Origin of the sequence: Shewanella sp. NKUCC05_KAH, from assembly GCF_019345585.1 — a bacterium.
GTDB lineage: Bacteria > Pseudomonadota > Gammaproteobacteria > Enterobacterales > Shewanellaceae > Shewanella > Shewanella oncorhynchi.
The window spans coordinates 78,873-103,045 of record NZ_JAHKQZ010000012.1 but is presented as its reverse complement, the minus strand read 5'-3'; the positions used below and the strand labels follow the sequence as shown (position 1 = coordinate 103,045).

Here is a 24,173-nt window from a genome sequence, read left to right as displayed (position 1 = left end):
CTTTTGGCTTATCAAAGTTTGTCTTCAATTTGGTTTGTCCGCTTTGAGTGCTTAGCCACTTTTAGTGGGAGTGGTTAAGCATTTCTTGTACTGGAATGGCTTAGCTTGTTCGCATTAGCCTTTCCTTGATTGCTTGATTTGTAGTCTAGTCTTTTTTTGACTACAATTTCACAATAAAAATTTTACACTGTGAATTTTACAAAATGCGCAATGACCAGAGCTTGATGAGAAAATCACATTTCCTAGGCACAAAAATACGTAACCTACGGAAACGTAATAATTTAACGATGGAAGATTTGTCGGCACGATGCATTCGAGTCGACGCGGGAAGTGCGCCCTCTGTGTCATATTTGTCGATGATCGAACGTGGCAAGCGTGTGCCGAGTGCAGGAATGCTGGCAGTGATCGCCGCGGTTTTTCAAAAAGACGCCGAATGGTTCTTAGACGATGTGCCTGAAGAAAACGCCATTACGCCAGACAAGGGCCGACGTGGCGGCATAAGCGGTATGGCGCTCGAACCCAGCTTTTTGTTTTCCAATGATATTTTACAAATAGCGATACCTGAGATGCTGTCGCAAACAGGGATCTCAGGTCGGCAGTTTGCCCATTTATTGATCCGCGCCCATCAAGAACATCATCAAAATCATTTCCCTGATCTTGAACGTGCCGCCGAAGAAGTCGGCCTCAAACGTATGCCCTTATCTCTGGACGATATGCTGGATATCGCTAAGGGAATGGGATTAAAAATCAAGTGGATAGACAGTACGCCGCAGGAAGTTATCGATGAAATGGGCGTGAGTTCGCGTCAGTTGGTCACCTCATTTATTGAGCCGCCGAGCACGATTTATGTAAATAAAATCCTCAAAAATCGCCCCAACAGACTCAAATATGATTTAGCCGTGCACATAGGTCATTGCGTGTTGCACAACAAGGACGGCCTCAAGAGTGTGATGATCTCAGGCCGCAAATTAGAAGTGGATGAAGAGGCGGGTATGCAGTCCAATACCTTGAACGCGCAGGATATCTTGCATGCGTGGCGCGATTTTGAATCGAGCTTCTTCGCCGGTGCGCTGCTGTGCCCTAAAGTGCCTTATCGCCAATTACTCGACCGCCACGGTTATGAGATTGAAGTACACAAGCAACTGCAAGTGTCAGCCTCAGTCGCCATGCGGCGCATGACAGTGGTCTCTCCTTATCCCCATTGGCATTATTTCGACGCTTACGCGCCGGGCAAACTCAAAGCCGTTTACCGTGGTAACGGTATTCCACTGCCTTGGGGCAATATGCGACTAGTGGAAGACCCTTGTCAGCATTGGGCCGTCTTTAGGATGATCAGCGAGCCGACGGTCGGCACTTCGGCACAGATTTCGATTTTAAACGTCGGCAACGAACCCCGCATTTACTGCTGTGAGTCAATTAAAGTCGAAGACTCGGCTGGCAACCCGCATGTGCTCTGCGCTGGTATCGATTTGAATCCAGCGATTGAAGCCCAAGGTAAAGATGCCCTGTCTATCGCCCACGATTTGAAGAATGCCTGTGTCGCCAGCGGCGGTTCAGTCACTATTCCCAAACACATTAAAAGCGATCTGGTGAGCGTCGCAAAAATCCTCAATATCAACTGGATAGAGCGCGGGATCAAAAATGACGCCCGCCTTATTTGCTCTCGCGGCGCCGTATGCCCACGTCAACCCAGTTGCTATCAAGCAGGTAAGTCACAGTGCGATGGTACTGAATAAAGTATCGCAGATGGGATTGATGTTAAGCACTCTCACTTCAGTGACTCGCCATAAACTCGTCCCTGAGGGCTCGATGGCGGCATCCATGCCGCCAACGGTCACTGCCATGAGAGTGCTTAATTTAGTTGATCGCTTAACACTGTTGATGTTTCTTAAGGTTAAGTTTTAGCTTTGAAATTTCCATTTATTGTCTTTTGTTAACTATGGAGTTATTAATATATTCTATTTTTCTAGTTAAATAATTAATGAAATTATTCTGATTTTTATTAATAAATCAAGAGTATATAATGTAAGTTACTATTTTTAGAACCTATGCACATGGAGGTATAAAATGCTAAATTTTCCAGTGTACCAAGGTAAAGCTGTTGCTTACCTTGACCAGAATATCCTCGATGTGTTTGTAAAGTACGGCATGATAGATTTCGCATATATGCTAAAAGAAAACTATCAGATTGTTTATTCGGATGAGACACTAAATGAGATAAAACGGTCTGGAGATTATGCAAATAAATTTCTGGATGTGTTAAACGAATTAAATGTATGCCACCTCAAACAAATGGTGATAAATTCATTTGAACTAACTGATAAAGTTACTATTTCTATAAAAGATTCATATTTAGCTTACAAGGAATATTGTGATCAATTACCTTTGTACCAGGAATTGCTTGGTTCAATGATGCAAACAGTTTTCAAAATATATGGTGGTCGAAAAGGTGATAACTTTGAAGAGATTAATAGTGAGTTGCTAGGAGCTTTTACTAATCTCATGGTTCATCTTCATGAGCAAGTTGATACTCTCAAGGATATTGGCCCTAATTTAGCCTATATAATTAAAGATACTGCAAAAGTATCCATGGAACATATGGAGATTGTTCTTAAAAAATCAGCATCTTTGATGTCATCAAATGTGAACGATGAGGAGAACTGGTCCGGAGTAAGAGACTTCAGAAACGCCATGAATATTGGTCCAGTGGAGTTAAATAATATATCGCCTCCAAATGTTCTTGAAAAAATATGGGATTTATACAAGGACAAAGAAGAGTATAAAAATTTAAATTGGACTGTAGATGATTTCTTTTTCATCAAAGCAAACCTTATTTACCCTGAAAAATCATATTTTGATTTTCAGAAGGTTACCTGCATATACAATCATCTCAATGTTATTGGTTATCATCCAGATTCTAAAACTTATAAAGAGCGCCGCTTTACCGCTGCACTTAGTGATCAAGGGCATGCATCCATAGCTTCATTCACAGACATAATTTTCTCAAGAGATGAAAGCTTTGTTAAAAAAACAAGAGCTGCATATGAGTACCTTGGAATTAAAACAGAGGTAATATTGGTTACTTTAGATTTAAGAAATGAACCGTAAACTATTTAAGAGTAATTTTTAATGCGTGACACTTTGTCTTAATTGATCTAGTTGCTTAAGATCATTGTGCAAGTTTATAAATGTTGTTACTCATAAAGGGCTTTTGAGCGATGACCATTATAACTTCATTGAGAATCACCCGTCACTATGTATAGGGTTGAGTTAGAAATCGTTAGTAACAGGAATACACTGAAATTAACGAGATTAAGCACTCGCGTGTAAGTGACCGTTGGCGGCATGGATGCCGCCGTCGAGCCTATAGGGATATATTCACGGCGAGTCACTGGAATGAGAGTGCTTAATCATTTCAGCGTCGCTTATTAATATGTTAGGTCTAGAATTTAACGGTGCGATTGGCTTCAATCAGAACCATTATCTAGCTAATGGTTAGCGGATAGCAGCATCAATTCCAGTAGTAAAAATTCCCTAAATCTTGTCTGTATTGAGCCTGATTGACGTCATTTGGTTTTTAAAATCATGGATTAATACAACAATCCGAGCAAACACACTACGGTGCTGGCGGGTAATATGGGCTGTAACCAGCGGGGCTTGTAGCTGAGTAAAATCACTAGGATTATTGAACTTAAACACACCCAGCCGAGCAGTAATACGCTGGCGTACGCTGGGCCGTAATGACGACAGGCAAGCCAATAGCACAGGACGAGCGTTGCAGTACCGGCGGTGCGAAATCCGCGTGCCTGTGCATCGGTTAACGGGCGGTTACGCACGGCGCGGTGGTGGCTAAAATAAGACAAGGCCAACAGCCCCATGGCGATAAAACAGGTTAATAATTCGACTGTGGCTGTCATGATTCAACTCCTAATTCTGCCGTCGCTTTGGTTACCCGTGTAGCCAGCACTTTTTTAGGGCTACGCAAGCGTTTGGCTGCCATGTAAAACAGCGCTGCAAGTGCGAGCATCATGAGATCAAATCCTGCGAGAACATAGGCTTGGCGCTGTAGATTGCTTATCAGCTGATACTGCGAAGTCATGGCATTGAGCAGGGGTAGCAGGCCATAAAGCAAGGCTGTGAGTAAAAAAAGTCGTTGCCATGTTTGTTTATCTCGTTTGAAACAAGCGAGCAGTGCGACTAACGCCCAACTGATAAAGAAACAATGGATTTCCCAGTTCTCTCTATCTGCAAAGGTGACGGGTAAGAGTCGATTGGCATAAAAATAACAGGCTAGCGCAATGGGCAGGCCAGCAAAGGTGGCGAGATTCAACATGTTCACTAGCGTGAGCCCGCTATGATTCTTATCTTTTTTAAGCTGCTTTTGTGCCAGTTTATCGGCCCACATAATCGCGCCGCTGGCGATCATCACGCAGCCCGTTAATCCCGCCAGTAAATACAGTAAACGTAGGCCTTGGCCAGCAAAGCGACCACTGTGCAGGGCTATCATGGCACTTTGGGTTTGATTCGCTCCCGAAGTCACAGCCGACTGCGCCAACACAGCACCTGTCACAGTAGACAAGTGATACCAAGGCGCTTGCTGATTTAAGCTGTGCTCAGGGGCGATTTTGACTGTTACGCTGGCATTGCTGTCGTTGAGATTATCAAACTGTAAGCCTTCAAGTGGCGACTCACCGACGACACTGTGAATCGCACTGAGTAAACTCTGACTATCGAGCATAGTGGCTGGCGTGCCAGTGGCGGCGGGAGTTTGGTAAATGGGTTTCCATTGCGAATAAAAGGCTTGAGTTTCATCACCATATTGCGTGCTAAGTCCCCATGGCATATACATAAACATCAGGGTCACTAGGCCGGTATAAGTGATCATAAGATGAAAGGGCAATGCGAGAACAGAGCTGGCGACATGGGCATCTAACCAAGAGCGCGGGCCTTTTCCGGGGCGAAAACTAAAAAAATCCTTAAAAATACGTTTGTGGATCACTATCCCGCTGATGATGGCGACCAACATGAACATAGTGCAAAAACCGACGATCCAACGCGCCGTGAGTACACTCATGTAGTACAAGTCGAAATGCAGTCGATAGAGAAAGTCGCCCCCTCGGCTTTCCCGTGCTTTAGGTAAGGCTTCACCTGTCGCAGGGTTAATAAAGCCTTGATGATAATCACCAAATCGCTGGCCTTCAGCCGCGGGATCGCTCCATGCATAGGTCAGTAATGGCACCCGTTGTGTGGGTAAGTAAATCCACCATGACTCAGCATCAGGCGCTTGTTGTGCCAAGGACGTGAGGCCCTTGAGTATCAATTGTTGATTATCCGCATTGGCATCATATTGGCTGCCGTGGTTTTCGGGTTGCATCCACAGGTTGATTTCAGCACGGTAATAGGCCGCTGTTCCGGCGAAAAAAACCAGAAACAACACCCAGCAGGTGAGCAATCCAACCCAAGTGTGTAGCCAAGTCATTGAACGAAAAAAGGAGTCTTTCATAATCCACTCCCTTGAACACTTGTAACATCAAACGCTTTAGCGGCGAGGTAAGCTAAATACAGCAGACCGCTGAGCGCGAATAAATCCAGCCAGTATCGCCATGTTGATTTAACGCTGAACACCCAAATCACGGCGCAGGTGTACACAGTAAATGACAGCATCATGGCGGTTAACACCCGATCAACCTGAGATAACGGCAGGATTTGTGCGAGCAAAATAGTCGCTACCGCACTTAACAAATAGCCACCAAAGGTTGCTGCGAGGCAGCGATTGCCTATGTGCAGGCTATCGTTCCAGATGGCTGACGTTTTCCAGCGCATCAGTCTTTGTGTTAACGGCGGAGTCATGTTGGTTTTTTCAGTCATTATGGTGTGCCACTTCTGCTGAATTTGTCTTGTGGGTGCGGGATAGCACAGAGATTAACAGGGCGGGTAAAAAGGTTAAGCTGAGTAGCGTTGCCACGATAAGACCTGCCAATACCACTATGCCAACGCCGCGGTAGAGTTCGCTGCCAGCACCGGGGAATAACACCAACGGCAATAAGCCAAACAAGGTCGTCGCGGTAGACATTAGAATCGGTCGTAATCGACTGGTGACGGCAGATTTGACGGCATCAACGACACCAAACTGACCCGATTGCAGGTTTTTACGGCTCTGTTCCACGATCAAAATCGGGTTGTTAACGACAGTGCCGAGTAGGATTAAAAATCCAAGCATAGTAATCATATCAAAGGGTTGGTGCCAACCTTGGCCGCCAAGATACGCAAATAAGCTGCCAGTATAATTAAGCGCTTGTAAGCCGACTAAACCGCCAGCAAGTCCGAGCGGGATAGTGATCAGCACAAATAACGGATAACCCCAGTGATTAAAAATCGCGACTAATAACAAGTAGATGATCAACACGGCGACCAGAAAATTGCTGGAGAGTGCCGCTTTCGTCGCTTCGAGCTGATCGGCTGCGCCTGAAATATCCAAACTGACATCTTTGCCGACAGCACCCTGTTGATAGAGGATGGGGACTAATTCTTCCCGCACCTTAGCCACAGCGGTTTCTAACGCAATGGAACGCGGCGGAATAATGTAAAGAGTCACGGTTCTGCGGCCATCGACGCGGCGTAAACTGTCGCTATCCATCTGCTCGCTAATGTCGGCCAAGGCTTGCAGTGGCAGTACATTGCCCTTAGGCGTGACTATCGGAGCGAGTGCCAATTGCGACAGACTCTGTTGATTGCCTGCCAGACTAAATAGAAAGATATCCACCTTGTTATCATTGAGGAAAAACTCGTCGACATAGGCGCCATCGCTCAGTGCCGAAACCGCATAGCCAAACTCGCTACCGCTAAAATCTTGTTCTACAAGACGTTGCCAGCGAGGGGAGATCTGCCACAGCGGTTGGTCTAGCGACAAGGTCGATGGGTCAGAATACAGCTGCGGCTCGGCAAATACTTTTTCCGCCGCTTGATACGCCGCTTCGGCAGCGCGATAGAGACTGGCTTGATTCGGGCCAGAAATATCCAAGGCGACAGCGCGGGTGCCACCATCGTTGCTGGAAATAATGGAACCCCGCGATGAATAGGCGCGCATGCCCGGATATTGCTCAAACAAGGCGGTGAGTGAACTCATCATGGCATCCATATCTTGGCTGCGAACGGGTTCGCTCATCACCCAAATACTGCCGACACCCACGCTGAGGGTATAGTATTTTAGCGGCGGGATTTTTTGCTCACCACGTTCAAAGGATGCCGCCTCGGCATTGACTCTCGCGGATAGCTGAGTCGTTAATTCTTCAGCAATTTTAGCCATTTCCGATAGGTTGTAACCCGGCGGTGCGACCATAGAAGTAAAGGCTTTTGGTTCTTCGCCTTCGGGTAAATATTCGGCCGGAGGCATAAGCCAAGCCGCAAGCCCGATCGTCGAGACGAGTGACAGCACAATCACAAAGGCGCGGCGTCTTGCCGACAGTACAAGTTGGCTGACTAAGCTCAATATGCGTGATGTTTTGGGCGGCTCACTTTGGTTTGTCTGCGCCGAGTGCATCTTACCGAAACCAAAACGGGCAATAGCGGCGGGTACGATGAACACCGCGACCAGCATAGAAGCGATAATGGATGAAGCGATGGCAATCGCGATATCCGAGTACAGTTGCCCCGCTTCTTGTTTGATAAATAGAATGGGTACAAACACTAGCACTGTGGTGAGCGTCGAGGCTAATACTGCGGGCCAGACATCGTAGATACCACTTATGGCTGCTTCGAGATGCTCTAATCCGCGTCTGCGCGCTTGTTCAATGCTTTCGAGCACCACAATGCTGTTATCGACCGTCATGCCTATGGCAAAGGCAACACCCGCCAATGAAATGACATTAATGGTGCGATCAAATACCAGCAGCCCGACGAAGGCGGCTAAGGTACACAGCGGAATACCGATAACACCAATCAGGGTGGCTCGATTCGAGCGCAAGAAGAGATACATCACTAAGGTTGCCAGTAAGGCACCTAGACCTAAATTGACCCAGACATTTGCAACCGAATCTTGCACATAGCGCACATCATCACTGAATAACTCTAACTGCATGGCGTGCTGGGCGAGTTGATTTTGATTGATCTGCGCAATCACGGGCATCATGGCATCTTTGATGGCGATAACGTTAGAACCGACATCCCGTTTGACCGCTAAGCTGAGGGTGCGTTCTTGTTCGGCAAAGGACAGTTCTCGGATCTCAGCGTGGTCGAGTTTTATCTCGGCAACGTCTTGCAGTAGAATATTCGTATTACCTTGGCGTTTTAAAATCAGTTGCTTAAGTTGATTTAAATCCTCAAAACGGCCAATTACCCGCAGTAAATAACGTTTTTTACCACTGTCGATATCGCCCGCAGAAGTGTCCTTGTTGCGATCTCGAATGGCTTGGCGCACGTCCATAATGCTGATGCCACGTTGGGCGAGTTTGGCGGGATCGAGCCGTATTTGAATTTGCCGTTCAGCGCCGCCTTGAATAGTGACAGAGGAAACGCCTTTGACGCGCTCCATTTGTGGGCGAATAAAGTCGTTAGCGAAATCGCGCATCATGTCTATGTCTAGATTCAGCGGGTTCCCCGCGACAGGCACGAGACGAAAATACATGAAAGCGTTGTCTGAATATGAACTGCTGTAAAGCCTTGGTTGATCGACGTTTTCAGGGTAGGACGATACTTGGCTGAGCGCATTGCTAACACGAATAAGCGCATCGCTTATCTCTGTGCTTTGGGGGAATTCGAGTTCGATCCATGCCGAGCCCGTATCGGCCCAAGAGGTCATGCGTTGTAAGTTGGGCAGGGTGCGCAGGTAGCGTTCTTGCTCAAGTAGAATTTCTTTTTCGACGTCTTGCGGTGTTGCCCCCGGCCAACCTGTAGCCACGCTGATGGTGCGCACATCTAAGTCGGGGATCATTTGGATTGGGATACGCAGTGCGGCAGCCGTGCCCAATACGCAAAATATCAAGACGATGACAGACAGTAAGGTGCCATGTTTAATTCCAAACTTCAGCATCCCACTAACCTCCTACTGCAGAGTTGAGTACAGAGACTGGCTGTTGGTCTTGTAGGCTTTCGTTACCGCGGATCACTACGGGCGCGTCTTTAGGTAATGGGCTAAGGATTTCAATCCCGATGGCGCTCGTGTGGCCCACTTGAACGGTATGCCGTTGGGCTATGTTGTTTTGCACGGTAAAGACACTGAACTGGCCGTCCGGGTGACGGACTAGCGCATCTTGCGGCACGACAACACTGTGTTGCGCCCGCTGTAAGTGGAAGGTGGCGGTGGCCGATGTGCCGGGCATCAAAAGTCCACTCGCATCAGGAATGGTTAAGCGCACCAAGAAGCTGCGAGCATTGTGGTCGCTCACGGGGACGAGTGCATTCACATGGCCGATAAACTGCTGTTCAGGCAGCATATCTGCGGCAATATCGACTTGAGTTGCAGTGGCTATGTTTTGGAACATTTCCTGTGGGACTTGAATATCGAGCCAGAGCTGTTCTTGGGATACTAAGGTGAAGATTTCAGTGCCGACATTGACCCATTCACCAGTTTCAGTTTGTTTGCTTGAAATCACTCCCGCAAACGGCGCGATAAGTTGGTGGCGGACGACCACCTCTTTTTGGTGTGCTAATGCCGCCGTTAAACTCTGCAGATTAGCTTCGGCTTCGGTTAACGCCGCTTGGCGAATCGCGCGCTCAGTTTCGGGGAATAATTGCTGAGAACTGAGTGTTTGCGCTTCGGTGAGGAGTCGCTGCTTTTCTGCCAGCATGGTCTTAGCGGCCATTACATCGGCCTGACGCTGTGCTAATTGGTGTATGGCTAAGGTGTCATCGAGTGCGAGTAGAGGCTGGCCAGCGCGGACTTGCGAGCCCGCATCGACCAGTACTTTGGCAACTAAGCCATCGGTACGTGCAGATAAGCGGGCTACCCGTGCGGATTTAATGGAGCCACTGAGTGGCAAAAGTTCATTGGTACTGCCTGTTTGGGGTAAGGCGACTGTTACAGGTGCTGTGCTTGCGTGGACTGCAGAACACAGCATGTATAAACCTATCATTAAATAACGCACGTTAACTCCATCTCACTATAAGATTATTACTGAGTGATAAAACTCGTGGTGGTGATGTGTAAAACGCTATCAACCTCGTTGCCTGCGAGTGTTTGTTTACCTTCTGTGGTGTGATTACTGACGAGTAAGTAGCGGCCCGCATCTGGGGTATCGAGGGCGAATTTACCTTGGGCATCGGTGGTAAAAGACTTGCTCCAAAAACCGGGGCGATACACTTGCACTGGATGATTAACCAGTGGTGCGCCTTTATAGCTAAGCACAAACTCGGGAACGCCTGACTTTACTGGCGTAAATTCAAAATCTTGCAGCGCTTTTGTGTGATCTTGTCCCGTGCGGGCATAGAGTATTGCGGCCTGCAATCCGGTCTCGGTTTTCCATGGTTGCCACGCGGTATCGGCATAGAAACTGATGTCACTCTTGCTATCTTGGGTTTTGACCAGTAGATGATCGGCTTGTGCTGTGGCGGTTAACGGCGTCTTGGCATTGGCGGCGAAAATACGCGCCGCGCTTAACGATGCTAACTCTTCTGCCGAAGCTTGCTCTGAACCCGGTTCGCCAAATTGCACTTTAACCGAACCATCGGTATTACGCTCAAGCCATACTTCATGTGCTTGAGCCGAAAAAGCGATACCGCCGAGTAAAGTGAGTATTACAAGTGCTTGTTTCATTTGATCATCCTTAATGTTATTTCGGGTTAGGGCTATGTTTTAGAGCGTCCAACGTAGTGACAGTGTGGCATTACGTGGCTCGCCAAAGTCGGCGTAACCCCAGAGTGAACGGTTGTAGTTCTTGTCGAAAATATTGTTAATGTTCAATTGCATAGAAATAGAAGGTGTGATTTGGTAGCCAAACATTAAGTCAACGAGTGAGTAGGCGGATTGTGTTTGGCGGTAAGCCACATTCGGCGCGCCATCGACACCCCAAATAGTGCCTTGATAGAAGGTGCTGCTCTGCCAGCGCCAGCTCGCACCTGCAGTAATGCCCGGAAGAATGTCTTCAAAGTTATATTTAGTGGTGAGTTTGAAGATATCTTCGGGCAGATAAGTTTGACGACGTAGGCCATCTTTATCTTCTGCATTGTTGTGGGTATAACCGCCGCTGATATCCCATAAGTCGGTAAGACGTCCGGCAATTTCTAACTCATAGCCTTTGGTGGTAATCCCATCCACACTTTCGTAGATAGAGTCACCGGAAGGTAGCTGACCTTTACCTGCATACTCGGGTTCGTTGTCTTTATTGGTTTCGTAGATGGCGGCTGACATGTTTAGCGTGTCATCGAACAGCGCGACCTTGACGCCGCCTTCGACGTTTGTGCCTTCTGCAGGTTCGAGCAGTTGGCCATCTTCACCAAAATAGGTGCCAGGTTTGAAGATTTCAGTACGGCTAGCGTAGACAGCGATCTGCTCGGTCACATCGTAGACTAGGCCGTAGTAGGGGATGAAAATACCGGTTTTTTCCATGGTCGCATCTGTGCTGTTACCCACGAGATCATGCTTTTCATAGGACCAGTTACTTACGCGTCCACCGACCATTAATTTCAGTGAATCCAACAGATTGACACGGACTGTGCCGTAAACACCCGATTGGCTTTGCTCATTGGTTTGGCCATTGGTGGGTGAATTAGGAATATTAGGCTTGGGGTAATTGCCCTGATCCGCGACGTTATAGCGACGTTGGCGTCCAGATTCAGTGTTGATGTTATCGAACTCGTTGTCACCGTAGTTAAAACCGATCACAGCGCTATGTTCACGGCCGAGTAAGTCGAAGTTACCCGTTGCATACAGGTTGAAACTGTTGGTATCTGATTCGCGATCATGTTGGGCGGCATAAGTATCGCCCCAAGGGCCAACAAATTCGCCGGTTGATTTGACGATATAATCGCCTGGGTAAAAGGCCAATGCGTCTATGGTGGCGTTAGCAATACGATAGGCACTGACGAGTGACCAGTCGTTATCGAATCTATGTTTAAATTCGGCCATGAGACTTTTTTGGGTCACGTTCCAATGGGTCCAGTCCTGTGAGCTAGAGTAGTTGCGGCCAAAATCGACAGCTGTGCCATCGGTATAAAATGCGGGATTAGAGTTCCAGTTATACACACCGTCGGTTTGTGATTTTTGATAGTCCGCAAACAGCGACAAGCTAGTATCTGTGCCGAGACTCGTTTCAACTACGCCATAGAGCACAGTGGTATCGCGTTGATAGCGATCGATAAAAGAATCGCCTTTCTTCACCGCACTCACGAATCGACCTTTCACATTGCCCGAATCCGTTAGCCAGCCAGAAACATCGGCCTCAAGTCTATAGGTATTCCATGAGCCATAACTTGCACTTGCCGTGGCACGGGTGTCATCCGTTGGACGTTTACGAATAAAATTAACCGTGGCAGAAGGTTCACCTAAACCGCTTAAAATCCCTGCCGCCCCTTTTAATACTTCAACCCGTTCGGCAATCACAGGGTCTAAACCTTGATCAATTGAGCCGCTGTAAACATGGGATGAAGAGGTTGTGATTAAGCCGTCAATTTGGACACCGCTGTCGAGTGCATAGCCGCGCACGAATATCTGACTATTTTCAGAGGCATCGCCCACCATAGTGACGCCAGGAGTGTGATTTAACACTGACTCCATAGTGACCAAACCTTTGTCACTGATCATTTCTTCGGTAATCAAAGTGACGCTTTGTGGGGTTTCTTTGAGTGACATAGACAAACCCGTGGCGCTATTCATTGCCGCGCGGGTGTATGTTCCTACCACGTTCAATCTTTCTATCTGTTCTGTATCTTTTTTCTCATCTTGCTTAGGGTCAGTATTGGCTTGAACCGTCAGAGTAAGTGTGCTGAGAAGTACAGGGATCAATGGCGAGCGCCAAGACGTTAAAACAGATAGGGGAGGCATGGTATTTCAATCCTTTCAGGCGATTTCAGATTAAATAATGATTGGTGATCCTGAGTGCAAATAAAGCATTTAGGTGCAAATGAGAATCGATCGCATGATAGGTTTGTTGAAAATAAATGCAATATGCTCAATGTGTAAATTGTTTAAGCTGGGTTGTAACTTATTGGCGAATAGCTTGTCAGCGAGCTGTGACAAGCCGTCGCAGTAGGATCTGCACTTTTAGCGCATGCCTTACTATAACTCGGTTTCAGGGCATTGACTGGGAACTCAGGCTGTTGTGGTTCGAGTCAATTTAGCCAACAAAAAGGCCACAGTCGTTACTGACTGTGGCCTTTAATCTTTACAATTGAATCGAAATCCAACGGACTTGTTAAGCCTAAAAGTGTGATTTACAGCTTAGGTTTACGCCCGCACTTGGCCTGTGCCTGAGACTAAATACTTCTCAGCGGTCAAGGATTCGAGTCCCATTGGGCCATAGGCATGTAGCTTAGAGGTCGCGATGCCGATTTCTGCTCCAAGGCCGAGTTCGCTGCCGTCGGAGAAGCGCGAAGAGGCATTGACCATTACCACAGAAGCATCGACCGCACGTTGGAAGTGTGCGGCTGTAACTTCGTTTTCGGTGCAAATTACTTCGGTGTGCTGGCTACCAAAACGGGCAATATGTTGGATAGCATGGTCAAAGTGATCGACTTGGCGAATGGCAATTTCGAGATCTAAATACTCTTGGCCGAAATCGTCTTCTTCCATGTAAGTACAGTTTTCAAAATAACCACCGGCTTGAGTACAAGCGTTGATTTTAACCTTATGCTCGGCCAGCGCTTTGGCTACTTTAGGCAGGAATTGCGAGGCAATTTCTTGGTGTACTAATAGGGCTTCGAGGGCATTACATACGCCAGTGCGCTGGGTTTTACCGTTGAGCAGTAAGTCCATAGCAATATCCAGATCGGCATCTTTATCGACGTATAAATGACACACGCCTTTAAAATGCTGGATCACTGGGATTTTACTGTTGTCAGTCACAAAGTTAATCAAGCCTTCACCGCCGCGGGGAATTATCACATCGATATAATCTCGTTGCTGCAGCAGTTCTAGTATGAGGGCGCGATCTGGGTCGGGCACCACAGTGATTAACGCCTCGGGCAAGCCGTATTGTTTCAATACGCTTTGCAAAATAGTGGCGATAATTTTACTGCTGTGTAGCGCCTCTTTACCACCGCGCAAAATCACGGCATTGCCGGATTTAAAGCACAGGGCACCCGCATCGGCGGTGACATTGGGGCGCGCTTCATAAATCATACAAACCACGCCCAATGGAACGCGCATCTTACTGATGGATAAACCATTAGGTCGTTGACCAATATAGCGTTCGTTGCCAATCGGATCGGGCAAGGCGGCAATGGTTTCAATGCCTACCGCCATAGCTTCGATACGCTCTGGCGTTAGCGTTAATCGGTCGAGCATGGCTGGGCCGACGTTATCGGCGGTCGCTCTGTGTAAGTCGATTAAATTTGCGCTTTGGATTTCATAGGACTTTTCGCGTAATGAGCGTGCCATATCGAGGAGTACAGTATTTTTAAGCTGTTCGTCAACTTGGGCGAGGATCAGAGCCGCTTTGGCAGCTTCTTGAGATAAATTTTTGATTAAAGTCATATTTACTCCGCTTAGATGTTTACTCGCTTAGTTTTATTCGGCTGATGCTTATTCGAGAATGGCGATGTTTTTCTCGGAAATAATCGGTCCAGTCTTTTGCTGAAATTCACTGGCAAACTCGCGATCGTCTTGGTCCGTAATAAAGCTAAGCAAACAACTGCTGTAATTGGATTTGGCCTTGGCCAATTTAGTGCCATCGTCTTTGCGTACTAAAATGGTGTCACCGACAGAAAAGTCCCCATTGATGGCAACGACATCGTCACTGGTCAATTGCTCGCTATGGATATCAAGGGCGATATTAAAGTCATTTTCAACAATGACTTCGCCTTGAGCCTGCGAGGTATGTGTCATCCAGTGCAAGTGATCCTGCATTGGCTTCTCATCGGGGGTAAATAAGGTTCCTGGGTTTTGGCCCTTCAACAATTGGTTGAATGAGTCGGCATCAAAACCATTAATAATAAAGGTTTCGATCCCGTGGGAAATCGCCTTCTTGGCGGCTTGTATCTTAGTCCGCATTCCCCCCGTACCGACGGCACTGCTGGCGCCGCCTGCCATGGCGTAGATCTCGGCATTAATCTCGGTCACCTGCTTGATAAGCTGTGCATCGGGATATTCATGGGGGTTTTGCGTGTAAAGCCCATTCACATCAGAACAGATAATCAGCGTATCGGCATCGGCCGCCGCGGCGACCATGGCCGAGAGATTATCGTTATCGCCAACTTTGAGCTTGTCGGCGGTGACGGCATCGTTCTCGTTGATGATAGGCAATAGCCCATGTTCGAGTAGGCTGAAAATCGTGTCTTTAATACTGATGTAACGATCTCGATTGCGTAAATCACCGTGGGTTAACAGTAGCTGTGCGGTTGGGAAATCAAATAACTTGTTCCATGTGGCCATCATATCGGCCTGACCCGCTGCTGCCATGGCTTTCTTCACTGTGACGCTCGGTTTATCAACCTCGCCAAAGTGATGCCATCCTGCAGCGACTGAGCCCGAAGAGACCAAGACAACTTGGATCCCTTGGGCACGACAATAAGTAATAAATTGGGCAATGCCGAGTAAGTAGTGACTGCTGCAACCTTGTTTGTGTGGAGCAATCAGGGCACTACCTACCTTAACGACAATGCGTTTCCAGGGTAAGTCAGTCATACCTGCGCGCCTCATCTGTCTTCGGCTAAAACACGGCCAGCCTTATGGAATAATTTAGTGGTTTTGGCACAGGGATCAGTATCGAGTAACGAGACTATCCAAATCACCACACTGCTCACGGCAAAGCCGGGGATCATCTCATACGCCACTGTGGTTAAAGCTTTACCGTCAGCAAGTACTGGTGCATAAATCCAAAACAGCACTGTGGCTGCGCCTGACACTATGCCGGCAATCGCGGCTTTGTGGGTTAGGTTAGCTTTATACAAGCTAAACAAGACTAACGGACCGAAGGCGGCACCGAATCCTGCCCATGCATTACTCACCAATGACAGCACACTGCTAGAGCGGTCAAGCGCTAGTAGACTTGCGACAATTGCCACGCCAGCTACGCCAAAGCGTCCCATTTTCACCATGTCTTTTTCGCTAGATTCTTTTTTCGACATCACGCGATAGATATCTTCCGTTAGCGAGCTTGATGACACTAATAGTTGCGATGAAATGGTGCTCATGATCGCGGCCAGAATTGCGGCTAATAAGAAGCCACTAATGATCGGATGGAACAATAACTCAGAAAACACGATAAAGATGGTTTCAGGATCGGTCAGCTTCATGCCAAATTTATTGGCGTAAGCGATACCGACAAGACCTGTTGCCAGTGCACCCACAATGGTCACTGTCATCCAGCCCATACCTATGTGTCTGGCGGTTTTAATGTCAGCGACTGAACGAATTGCCATAAAGCGCACAATAATATGCGGTTGGCCAAAGTAACCGAGTCCCCAAGATAAGCTTGAGATAAGCCCTAACATAGTGACGTTTTGCATGGCATCGGTGAAGTGTGGAATCGATTGATACGCAAAGTTCAGCATAGTGTCAGCGCTGGTAAACTCTTGATATGCCACCACGGGCACTAAGATTAAAGCGACAAACATGATACAGCCTTGGACAAAGTCAGTGAGGCTCACTGCTAAGAATCCGCCCAACAAGGTATAAGAAACCACTACGCCGAGGGTGACGACTAAACCTATGTTGTAGTTCAGGCCAAATGCTGACTCAAATAACTTACCGCCAGCCACTAAACCCGCTGAGGTATACAAGGTAAAGAAGATCACAATGATCACGGCCGAGATAATACGGATACTCCCGTTAGCATTGCCGAAGCGTTTAGCAAAAAACTCCGGGATAGTAAGGGCGTTATCCGCGACTTCGGTATAGACCCTTAATTTGGGTGCAACGACCAAGTAATTAATTAGAGCACCAATCAATAGTCCAAGTGCGATGTAAATGGTTTCGAAACCAACCAAAAACATTGCGCCGGGAAGACCCATTAGCATCCAGCCACTCATGTCAGATGCACCCGCTGAGAGTGCGGTGACCTGTGGGCTCACCTTGCGGCCGCCCAAAATATAGCCGGATACATCGCTGGTGGATTTTTTATAGGCGAATAAGCCAATAGCAAGCATGGCGATAAAGTAAATCGCTAAGGAAACGTAAGCCAGGTAATTCATGGATTATTTGTCTCCTAACGCTTTGTTATTTTGAATAATACTCGGTTTCAAAATGACAAAGAGATAGGTGCTTAATATTGCGCATAAACACATAAACTGCATTGTTTCCTTGGCGTGTAATCGGGTAAAGCTTGCTACTTGCGAGATAAGATTTTCCTCTGGTGGGTTCTCCGTAGACATAATTGCTCCTTGGTTGATAATTGAATTTATATCACCAATATAGTTAGTGATCTAATTATATTAAGGCATTTTATCGGCCAAATATCAAGCTTCTATTGGATTTAAATGGTTTTGGCGGCAGTACGAGAGTGGTTTTTTTTGCGGAAAATAGTTTGAGAACTGACTATTTTTCAGCGGTGTTTTTCTGCTCGGCGATACTGTGGGCGGTGCGTTCGAAGGTTAAGGTGATGCGTTCAAACATCCCAGTAATCAGAGTGAATTGTTCGTGGGGTAACGGGCATTGCGCCAGCGCTTGTAATAAGGCTTCGCTGCTGGTGTTAAACTCTTCTGCGACTTGGCCGTGGGCGCAGGCGATAAATGCCTGACCTAAATTGTGTTGCCAGAGGTTGAGTGCATTTTCTAAGTCTGAGTGCGTATCTGAAATCCCCTGCAACATGCGCCGCATTCGAATCGACACATGGCCTAGATTAAGTGCAGTGAACACCAGATCGGTAAATACCCTCGAACTCTTGCCCGAGCCTTTTTCGTAACTGGCTATCCGCAGCAGTCGATCGCCCATGCGGGCGTTAAACCAAGGCTCAGGATCATCATGCTGCGCGATATGCACTAGATCTTTTTGAATGGATTGCAGCAGACGATATTGCATCAAACGCTGGCTAGGTTCGGTAATCAATTTAAATAACCAATACAGCACAGTAACGCCAACAAAAATTGCTAAGGCATTGCTGACGGTGTTTTCTATCGCAAATGAAATGGTATTGCTGGGTTGTACTAATACCGCAAACGGCACGCAAATCCCGAGACCATAGGGCAAGGTCGGTCGATTCGCTAAGGCGAGTAGCCCAATGAAAAAGGGGCCTGCGAGCACTAAAATGAGGATTTCGAAATCGCCGCTACTCTCTGCCAGCAAAGGTAAAGCGTAAAACACTGTGAGGGGCACAGCGATAGTGATACCAACAAGAATACGGCGCAAAATCGTGGTTAGTATCGGCAGTGGCTGGCGCGCCATCATGATGGAAAAGACTACAGGCATCAGGATCATCATGAGTACCGCACTCGATCCTGTGCCGATCCACAGCGAAGCCCCAATGACAAATACCGCCATGCTGCGTAGACCGGTCGTAAACCCTATCAGTGGATCTCGGTGAAATTCCATTGGCGGCGCGTTGAGTTGTACCGCAGAATTGCTTGTCAGCACGTTATAACTTTTGAGCACCATGATCAGATCGGCGCTTAATTCCATCGCAACTTTGAGTAAGCGAGTCTCTAATGGGCTTCGGTCGCGGTATTGCATCAGGTTTTGCTGGAGTTGATACCTCAAGGTGCGCGCCATTTTGTAGCATTCTTGGTCATCACTGGATTGCGCCATCAAGGTAAAACTACTGCGCATATTGGCTAAGGATTTCGCGAGTGGTTCGCTAACAAGATGGGAATGATTACGTTGCAGCCGGCCAAATATTTGGATTGCCGCCAATAGCGAAAGGGTTTTATTGCAGAGAAAGTTCGCCGCATGGCTCTGCCCGCGTCCTTCGGGGCCTTCATAAATCACTGCGCTGGAGTCGTCACTCAGCGCCGATACTGATTCCATAATAGTGTCGATATGTTCATGGCGACTCGCATGTTCCCCCTGTAAATCGAGTTCTAATGCAAGATAGTTAAGCGTATGATTAATGGTGTTTTTAGCATGCAATTGCAGACTATGTTTTACCTTGGTCGGCCAAAGTAGCGAGCTGACCAAGACGGCGCATATCGCCCCGACGACAATCTCGCTGATCCTCGACTGTGCCACATCGAATATTTTTGCACTATCGGCCGTGCTTGGGCTCGCCATCACAATGAGCACTATCAAGCAGGCTGTCATGCCCGCCATAGCAAAGGCATAGACAAAGTTTTGCTGGCGCACCATGGCCGATAACCCAGAATTTAACCCTATCCAGCAGGCGAGTAATCCTAAGGCGAGTTCGGGATAGGGCGTAAACCCGTTGAGTATGGCAATCCCTGCAAGTGCGCCGACTAAGGTGCCGCCAATTTGGCATAAGCCCTTTTCTATCACGAGGCCACTTTCGGGGCGAATTTGCAAAAATACCGCTGACACCAGCGCCCAATATGGCCGTTCTAAATTTAAAAACATGGCCACATATAAGGCGAGCGCCATCGAGATCACGCCTTTAATCGCGAAGATGAGGGTTCGTCGGTCAGGAAAAAATAAACTCTTAAGTAACAGCGTCATAATGACTATTTGTCAGTCTGTAGCTGGATGGAAACTGTCATGCCGACGCTCAGTTCTATGTCCTTAGGAATGCTATCTAGCTGGATATCGACCGGAATACGCTGCGACAACCTCACCCAATTAAAGGTTTGGCCAATTTGCGGTAATAACTGCCCATTAGCGGTGACATTGGTATTGGCAATCGCCTTACCTATGCTGACCACTTTGCCGTGCAAGACATGGCCACCACTCATTAGGCTGACATCGGCGTTTTGACCTATGTGAACCAAGGGGATTTTGGTTTCTTCAAAATAGCCTGTGATATAGAGAGAATCTTGTTTGACCAGCGAAAATACTGAGTTGCCTTTGCTGACATAGTTGCCATTACGCAGGCTTAAATTGATCAGGGTGCCATTTTCGGGAGCGTGAATTTGCGTCCGCGCTAAGTCAATTTTGGCGGTATTCAATTGTGCCTGTGCGAGTTCATAACTGGTTCTTGCCAGTTCGGTATTGATAAAGGCTTCGTCGAAGGTTTCTTTGCTGACCAAGTTGTCATTGGTCAAACCGATACGGCGTTTGTACTTATGCTTTGCCAGTTCCCATGCCAATTTTTGGCTTTCCGCTTTGGCATTCAATTCGGCAATCGTGGCCTTGTAGCGGGTATCGTCCACAGTGAACAACACATCACCCTTATTAACGACTTGATTGTCTTTTACATTCAGTTGGTTCACCCAACCGGACACATCTGGCGCTATGGTAATTATTTCGGCGCGAACTCGGCCGTCGCGGGTCCAAGGAGAATAAAGGTAGTGCGACCATATCCAATGTCCGGCGATACCTGCAATCGTGACCACAATAAGGGTGAGGCTGATACGAAAGATTTTTCCCATGAACAATCAACTCCCAAGCAAGTAAATGACCAAAGCCAGATAGCAGATAAACAGCCCAACTTCGAACCAAGCTGCGCGCCACAGCTTGTGATAGAGCCCAGTTTGATAGAGTACCCCGCGAGTGATGCAGGAAAGCAGAAAAGCTAAGGGGATAAAGATAATTAATGGACTAAATAACAAACCATCGAACGCGAGTTCTTTAAGCATTACGCTATTCATCCCGATGACAGTGGCGCAGCGATAACCGCGCTAAGTGTTTAAAATGCAAAGTACTCAGTCGAGATTATAGGAAAGTCGCGTGAGAGTTAATGGTTTTATACTATCTGTGATCAATTAGGGCCAGCATAAGCTGGCCCTAAATATGATGAAATCAAAGCGAAAATCGCTTCTACCTCATGGTAACAAACTCTTCGGCGCCCGTTGGGTGGATAGCAACGACCGCATCGAAATCGGCCTTAGTTGCACCCATTTTCATGGCGACGCCGAAACCTTGAAGGATTTCGTCCATACCAAAACCAATACCATGAATACCAACGACTTTTTCGTCCTTGCCAGCGCAGACTAACTTCATCTTACAGGCTTGGCGATGGGCCGTAACGGCTGTGTACATGGAGGTAAATGTCGACGTATACACTTTGACGTTATCGTCGCCGTATTGAGTACGGGCTTCTGGTTCGGTCAAGCCCATAGTGCCGATAGGTGGATGGCTGAATACAACGGTTGGGATCAGGCTGTAATCCATTTTGGCATCTGTCATACCGTTAAATAAACGCTCGGACAACAAACGGCCCGCTTTAACCGCAACAGGGGTGAGCTCTACGCCGCCCGCCATAATGTCGCCGACACAGTAAATCCCTTTGTGAGTTGTATTTTGCTGCTCATCAGTGATGACATAGCCTTTGCTATCTAATTGCACTTCGGTATTTTCTAGGCCGATATTGCCTGTTGCAGGTGAGCGGCCAATTGCCCAAATCAAGCAATCGACTGTAATGCTTTCACCGTTTTCTAAGTTTAATGTCAGGCTGTCATCGGCATTTTTAACCACGGCTTTTGGCACGCTATGGGTGTGCAATGTTGGGCCTTCGGTTGCCATCGCATCGACGAGAGCATCGACTAATATAGGGTCAAAGTTACGCAGCGGCGCATGTTTACGCACTAATAAGTGAGTTTCACTGCCCAGAGCGTGTAACACGCCAGCGACTTCAACAGCGATATAACCCGCGCCAACAACGGCAACGCGCTTAGGTTGCTCGCGTAGGGCGAAGAAACCATCGGAATCGATACCGTATTGCGCGCCAGGAATGTTCGGAATAGTCGGTGCGCCGCCAGTGGCGATGAGGATGTGATCGGCGGTGTAATGTTCGCCGTCCACTTCGATGGTGTTGCCATCCACAAAACGGCCGTAGCCATTTAACAGCGTCACTTTATTGTTGGCAAAACCACGGCCATAGGCATCGTGAATGCGACCAATGTAGGCTTCGCGGTTTTCGACCAAGGTATTCCAATCGAATTTATTAACAGTGACGTCGAAACCATAATCTTTGGCGTAAAGGTTCATCGCTTCGGCAACATGGGCGCCATACCACATGACTTTTTTGGGCACACAACCTACGTTTACACAGGTGCCACCCACGTGTTTGGCTTCGATGAGTAGAACCTTAGCACCACGCATTGCCGCTCGGTTTGCTGAGGCGATACCGCCGCTGCCTGCGCCTAGGCAGATATAGTCAAAATGTTGAGCCATGAGTTTCTCCGTCTTACTTCAAGGATGAGATGCTTTACAGCAGAAGGTCATTGTAGGGGGCTTTGCGGTAACAGACCAGCCTATTGCATCACTAACGTATAAGGCATTGCTTTTAATAAAAATACTCCTAAAGTTGCATTCAGTTGTTATCGCGTGGCTGTTTCGCGGCGATATTGGCACTTAGAGTGATCGTTTTGAGCTGGGCCTTCTGCACCACATTTCAAACATTGCCACTCCTTTTGGCGGGCGCTGAGTTCATCGGCTTGATGCTTAGCAGCGTTATCTTGTTTGTCGCCGAGTAGGGACTCTAGCTGATCCATACGTTTATCGAGCCAACGGCAGTTAGGATCATTGGCGACATGTGCACGACTGGCGAGCTGTTGCTTGCGACTGAGTTTTTTACTCTTAGCGGCTTTGTTCGATTGAGTGGCTTTAGTTGATTTAGTGGTTTTGGATGGCTCTGCGGGTGTAACAGTGGGGGGCGAATACTCGAACGCACTTTGCACTTGGTTAGGCACATTAATCGGCTTGCCCTCATTGTCGAGTAAAGTGCCTAGGGGCAAAGGCGCGGTTTGTGTCGGTTGCGCTAAGGATTCTAGACTCGGCTCAGGCTCAGATACCTGCTGCGCATTAGTTGAGCTTGTCACTTGGATAAAAAGCAGGGGCAAGGTAATGACAGCGGTTCGGATAAGATAGAAATGATGCGTTAACATTCCCTGTTCCTCGGCAAAATCGATATGAATAGTGAGTCGCTCCGTCGACATTTTGAGTTTAGTTAGTGAGCTTTGTTTTTGCCAAATGTCGCGGGATAAATTGACAGAGGAAGGTTGCAATACAGCGCTAGAAACACAGAGCTAAAACGACGTTAAAACGTTATTGCAAAGTGGATGCCTGCATAGGTTTGATCCTGTGAACTCATATCGCCATTGGCTGAGGCTTCTTGCTCAATATCACTCTGGGCAATGCTGTGGCTAATGTGCCCGCTAATATTCATGCTTGGGGTCAGTTGATAATTCGCTTCGAGGCCAAACTGCAGGTTATTACTGCCATCGTGTTCTTCTGTGCGGTATTTAAAATCAAACCCTTGAGTGATATAGGGCGTGAGGCTGAACTGGTCTGTGATATTCCAATAACTGTGCAAACTCACTTCAACAAAGTAGCCTGCCGCTTCTGTGGAATAGACATAACTCACCGATGGTACCAACCAAGCTGTGGCGCTGTAGGCGAGTTCTGCAAATAGCTCGTTATCTTGGCAGCGGCTATTGCTATAGCCTTCAATGCGCTGATATCCCAAATTGGCCTCTAGGTTTTCGGCTAAGTTGAACCCATATTCAAGGCCGATATTCCACTCTGTATAGGCTTGGCTATCACCGCGTCCGACTAAGGCATAAGTGGTTAAGTTGCCGTGTTGAACAGCAGCATTGAGCCAATAAATACCCCCATTTTGCAAGTTATTGCGACCCTGTGAGACATATTTGCTGTCCCAACCTAAATCCAGCGTCACCGCCAAAGGTTCTGTTATCTGGCGGGGTAATATGGTGTTTGAAATACTATCGACTTGTTCTAGGCCCTCATTAGCAACTGCGTTGTGACTAAGGCAGTTGATCCCTAATGTGCAGAGGACGCTGACGATAAGTTTCACTGAGTGTGTTGCCATATTTTTGCTGATTTTGGTCGAGGTACGTTAGTTATGCAGATAATACCTTGCCCACATACAAACATTAATGCGAATTGATTCGATTTGCGATCAAGATTGCAACAATGTGTAGGTAAATAAAACGTAAATCCTAAATGCGAACTAGTTCACTTTTTTTCAGGGGAAATAGGGTTAAGTAAGGCGTTCGAAGGGGACAATCGGTTTTCTCGC

20 protein-coding genes are annotated in these 24,173 nt (G+C 47.4%); 2 read left to right on the top strand and 18 right to left on the bottom strand.

Going from position 1 to position 24,173, the window contains the following annotated elements; translation table 11 throughout:
- Window positions 1-203: 203 nt before the first annotated feature.
- On the top strand, window positions 204-1,736 hold the full coding sequence (locus KO533_RS12395; RefSeq protein WP_173497819.1) for a DUF3612 domain-containing protein: 1,533 nt from the start codon (window positions 204-206) through the stop codon (window positions 1,734-1,736).
- Here KO533_RS12395 and KO533_RS22765 read toward each other — a convergent pair.
- Entirely contained in the window at window positions 1,713-1,844 is a 132-nt protein-coding gene (locus KO533_RS22765; protein WP_263200782.1) for a hypothetical protein, read from the bottom strand. The genes KO533_RS12395 and KO533_RS22765 overlap by 24 nt on opposite strands.
- Window positions 1,845-2,067: 223 nt before the next feature.
- Here KO533_RS22765 and KO533_RS12390 point away from each other — a divergent pair, with 223 nt between their 5' ends.
- A complete protein-coding gene (locus tag KO533_RS12390; protein WP_219254413.1) occupies window positions 2,068-3,108 on the top strand; it encodes a hypothetical protein in 1,041 nt (346 codons plus the stop codon).
- 482 nt (window positions 3,109-3,590) lie between these two features.
- Here the strand turns inward: KO533_RS12390 and KO533_RS12385 are convergent, their stop codons facing one another.
- From KO533_RS12385 to KO533_RS12305, 17 genes are all read right to left on the bottom strand, one after another.
- A complete protein-coding gene (locus KO533_RS12385; protein ID WP_219254411.1) occupies window positions 3,591-3,917 on the bottom strand; it encodes a DUF3325 domain-containing protein in 327 nt (108 codons plus the stop codon).
- Complete coding sequence (locus KO533_RS12380; protein ID WP_219254409.1) at window positions 3,914-5,503, bottom strand: PepSY-associated TM helix domain-containing protein; 1,590 nt, start codon at window positions 5,501-5,503, stop codon at window positions 3,914-3,916. The genes KO533_RS12385 and KO533_RS12380 overlap by 4 nt, the downstream gene beginning before the upstream one ends.
- Window positions 5,500-5,868, bottom strand: coding sequence for a hypothetical protein (locus KO533_RS12375; RefSeq protein ID WP_173248398.1), 369 nt, complete (start codon window positions 5,866-5,868; stop codon window positions 5,500-5,502). Before KO533_RS12375 ends, KO533_RS12380 begins: the two co-directional genes overlap by 4 nt.
- A complete protein-coding gene (locus tag KO533_RS12370; protein ID WP_219254407.1) occupies window positions 5,861-9,028 on the bottom strand; it encodes an efflux RND transporter permease subunit in 3,168 nt (1,055 codons plus the stop codon). The genes KO533_RS12375 and KO533_RS12370 overlap by 8 nt, the downstream gene beginning before the upstream one ends.
- 4 nt (window positions 9,029-9,032) lie before the next feature.
- Window positions 9,033-10,082, bottom strand: coding sequence for an efflux RND transporter periplasmic adaptor subunit (locus KO533_RS12365; RefSeq protein ID WP_219254406.1), 1,050 nt, complete (start codon window positions 10,080-10,082; stop codon window positions 9,033-9,035).
- 26 nt (window positions 10,083-10,108) lie between these two features.
- Entirely contained in the window at window positions 10,109-10,750 is a 642-nt protein-coding gene (locus KO533_RS12360) for a DUF4198 domain-containing protein (protein ID WP_219251437.1), read from the bottom strand.
- Between the two features lie 39 nt (window positions 10,751-10,789).
- Window positions 10,790-12,976, bottom strand: coding sequence for a TonB-dependent siderophore receptor (locus KO533_RS12355; RefSeq protein ID WP_219254404.1), 2,187 nt, complete (start codon window positions 12,974-12,976; stop codon window positions 10,790-10,792).
- A gap of 402 nt (window positions 12,977-13,378) precedes the next feature.
- A complete protein-coding gene (locus KO533_RS12350; RefSeq protein WP_219254401.1) occupies window positions 13,379-14,626 on the bottom strand; it encodes a glutamate-5-semialdehyde dehydrogenase in 1,248 nt (415 codons plus the stop codon).
- 48 nt (window positions 14,627-14,674) lie between these two features.
- Complete coding sequence (gene proB / locus KO533_RS12345; RefSeq protein ID WP_105250714.1) at window positions 14,675-15,775, bottom strand: glutamate 5-kinase; 1,101 nt, start codon at window positions 15,773-15,775, stop codon at window positions 14,675-14,677.
- An 11-nt stretch (window positions 15,776-15,786) separates the two neighbouring features.
- Complete coding sequence (gene putP / locus KO533_RS12340; RefSeq protein WP_219254399.1) at window positions 15,787-17,283, bottom strand: sodium/proline symporter PutP; 1,497 nt, start codon at window positions 17,281-17,283, stop codon at window positions 15,787-15,789.
- 3 nt (window positions 17,284-17,286) lie between these two features.
- Window positions 17,287-17,463 (bottom strand): hypothetical protein, encoded by a 177-nt coding sequence (locus tag KO533_RS12335; protein WP_168826181.1) that lies wholly within the window; start codon window positions 17,461-17,463, stop codon window positions 17,287-17,289.
- Window positions 17,464-17,626: 163 nt separating this feature from the next.
- Window positions 17,627-19,693, bottom strand: a complete 2,067-nt coding sequence (locus KO533_RS12330) for an FUSC family protein (RefSeq protein ID WP_219254397.1) — start codon at window positions 19,691-19,693, stop codon at window positions 17,627-17,629.
- Between the two features lie 5 nt (window positions 19,694-19,698).
- Window positions 19,699-20,562, bottom strand: a complete 864-nt coding sequence (locus tag KO533_RS12325) for an HlyD family secretion protein (protein ID WP_219254395.1) — start codon at window positions 20,560-20,562, stop codon at window positions 19,699-19,701.
- Between the two features lie 6 nt (window positions 20,563-20,568).
- Entirely contained in the window at window positions 20,569-20,769 is a 201-nt protein-coding gene (locus KO533_RS12320; RefSeq protein WP_131524438.1) for a DUF1656 domain-containing protein, read from the bottom strand.
- A 181-nt stretch (window positions 20,770-20,950) separates the two neighbouring features.
- Complete coding sequence (gene gorA / locus KO533_RS12315) at window positions 20,951-22,306, bottom strand: glutathione-disulfide reductase (RefSeq protein WP_219254393.1); 1,356 nt, start codon at window positions 22,304-22,306, stop codon at window positions 20,951-20,953.
- Window positions 22,307-22,452: 146 nt separating this feature from the next.
- Window positions 22,453-23,019, bottom strand: a complete 567-nt coding sequence (locus KO533_RS12310) for a hypothetical protein (RefSeq protein WP_219254464.1) — start codon at window positions 23,017-23,019, stop codon at window positions 22,453-22,455.
- 152 nt (window positions 23,020-23,171) lie between these two features.
- Window positions 23,172-23,963: a hypothetical protein gene (locus tag KO533_RS12305; protein ID WP_219254391.1), complete on the bottom strand. Its 792-nt coding sequence runs from the start codon at window positions 23,961-23,963 to the stop codon at window positions 23,172-23,174.
- Window positions 23,964-24,173 lie beyond the last annotated feature (210 nt).

Coding starts and splice junctions, on each gene's coding strand:
- KO533_RS12390 (WP_219254413.1), top strand. CDS start 2,068: ATGCTAAATTTTCCAGTGTACCAAGGTAAAGCTGTTGCTTACCTTGAC.
- KO533_RS12360 (WP_219251437.1), bottom strand. CDS start 10,750: ATGAAACAAGCACTTGTAATACTCACTTTACTCGGCGGTATCGCTTTT.
- KO533_RS12330 (WP_219254397.1), bottom strand. CDS start 19,693: ATGACGCTGTTACTTAAGAGTTTATTTTTTCCTGACCGACGAACCCTC.
- gorA (WP_219254393.1), bottom strand. CDS start 22,306: ATGGCTCAACATTTTGACTATATCTGCCTAGGCGCAGGCAGCGGCGGT.
- KO533_RS22765 (WP_263200782.1), bottom strand. CDS start 1,844: ATGGCAGTGACCGTTGGCGGCATGGATGCCGCCATCGAGCCCTCAGGG.
- KO533_RS12395 (WP_173497819.1), top strand. CDS start 204: ATGCGCAATGACCAGAGCTTGATGAGAAAATCACATTTCCTAGGCACA.
- KO533_RS12375 (WP_173248398.1), bottom strand. CDS start 5,868: ATGACTGAAAAAACCAACATGACTCCGCCGTTAACACAAAGACTGATG.
- KO533_RS12320 (WP_131524438.1), bottom strand. CDS start 20,769: ATGCTTAAAGAACTCGCGTTCGATGGTTTGTTATTTAGTCCATTAATT.
- KO533_RS12350 (WP_219254401.1), bottom strand. CDS start 14,626: ATGACTTTAATCAAAAATTTATCTCAAGAAGCTGCCAAAGCGGCTCTG.
- putP (WP_219254399.1), bottom strand. CDS start 17,283: ATGAATTACCTGGCTTACGTTTCCTTAGCGATTTACTTTATCGCCATG.
- KO533_RS12335 (WP_168826181.1), bottom strand. CDS start 17,463: ATGTCTACGGAGAACCCACCAGAGGAAAATCTTATCTCGCAAGTAGCA.
- KO533_RS12310 (WP_219254464.1), bottom strand. CDS start 23,019: ATGTTAACGCATCATTTCTATCTTATCCGAACCGCTGTCATTACCTTG.
- KO533_RS12355 (WP_219254404.1), bottom strand. CDS start 12,976: ATGCCTCCCCTATCTGTTTTAACGTCTTGGCGCTCGCCATTGATCCCT.
- KO533_RS12380 (WP_219254409.1), bottom strand. CDS start 5,503: ATGAAAGACTCCTTTTTTCGTTCAATGACTTGGCTACACACTTGGGTT.
- KO533_RS12385 (WP_219254411.1), bottom strand. CDS start 3,917: ATGACAGCCACAGTCGAATTATTAACCTGTTTTATCGCCATGGGGCTG.
- KO533_RS12370 (WP_219254407.1), bottom strand. CDS start 9,028: ATGCTGAAGTTTGGAATTAAACATGGCACCTTACTGTCTGTCATCGTC.
- proB (WP_105250714.1), bottom strand. CDS start 15,775: ATGACTGACTTACCCTGGAAACGCATTGTCGTTAAGGTAGGTAGTGCC.
- KO533_RS12325 (WP_219254395.1), bottom strand. CDS start 20,562: ATGGGAAAAATCTTTCGTATCAGCCTCACCCTTATTGTGGTCACGATT.
- KO533_RS12305 (WP_219254391.1), bottom strand. CDS start 23,963: ATGGCAACACACTCAGTGAAACTTATCGTCAGCGTCCTCTGCACATTA.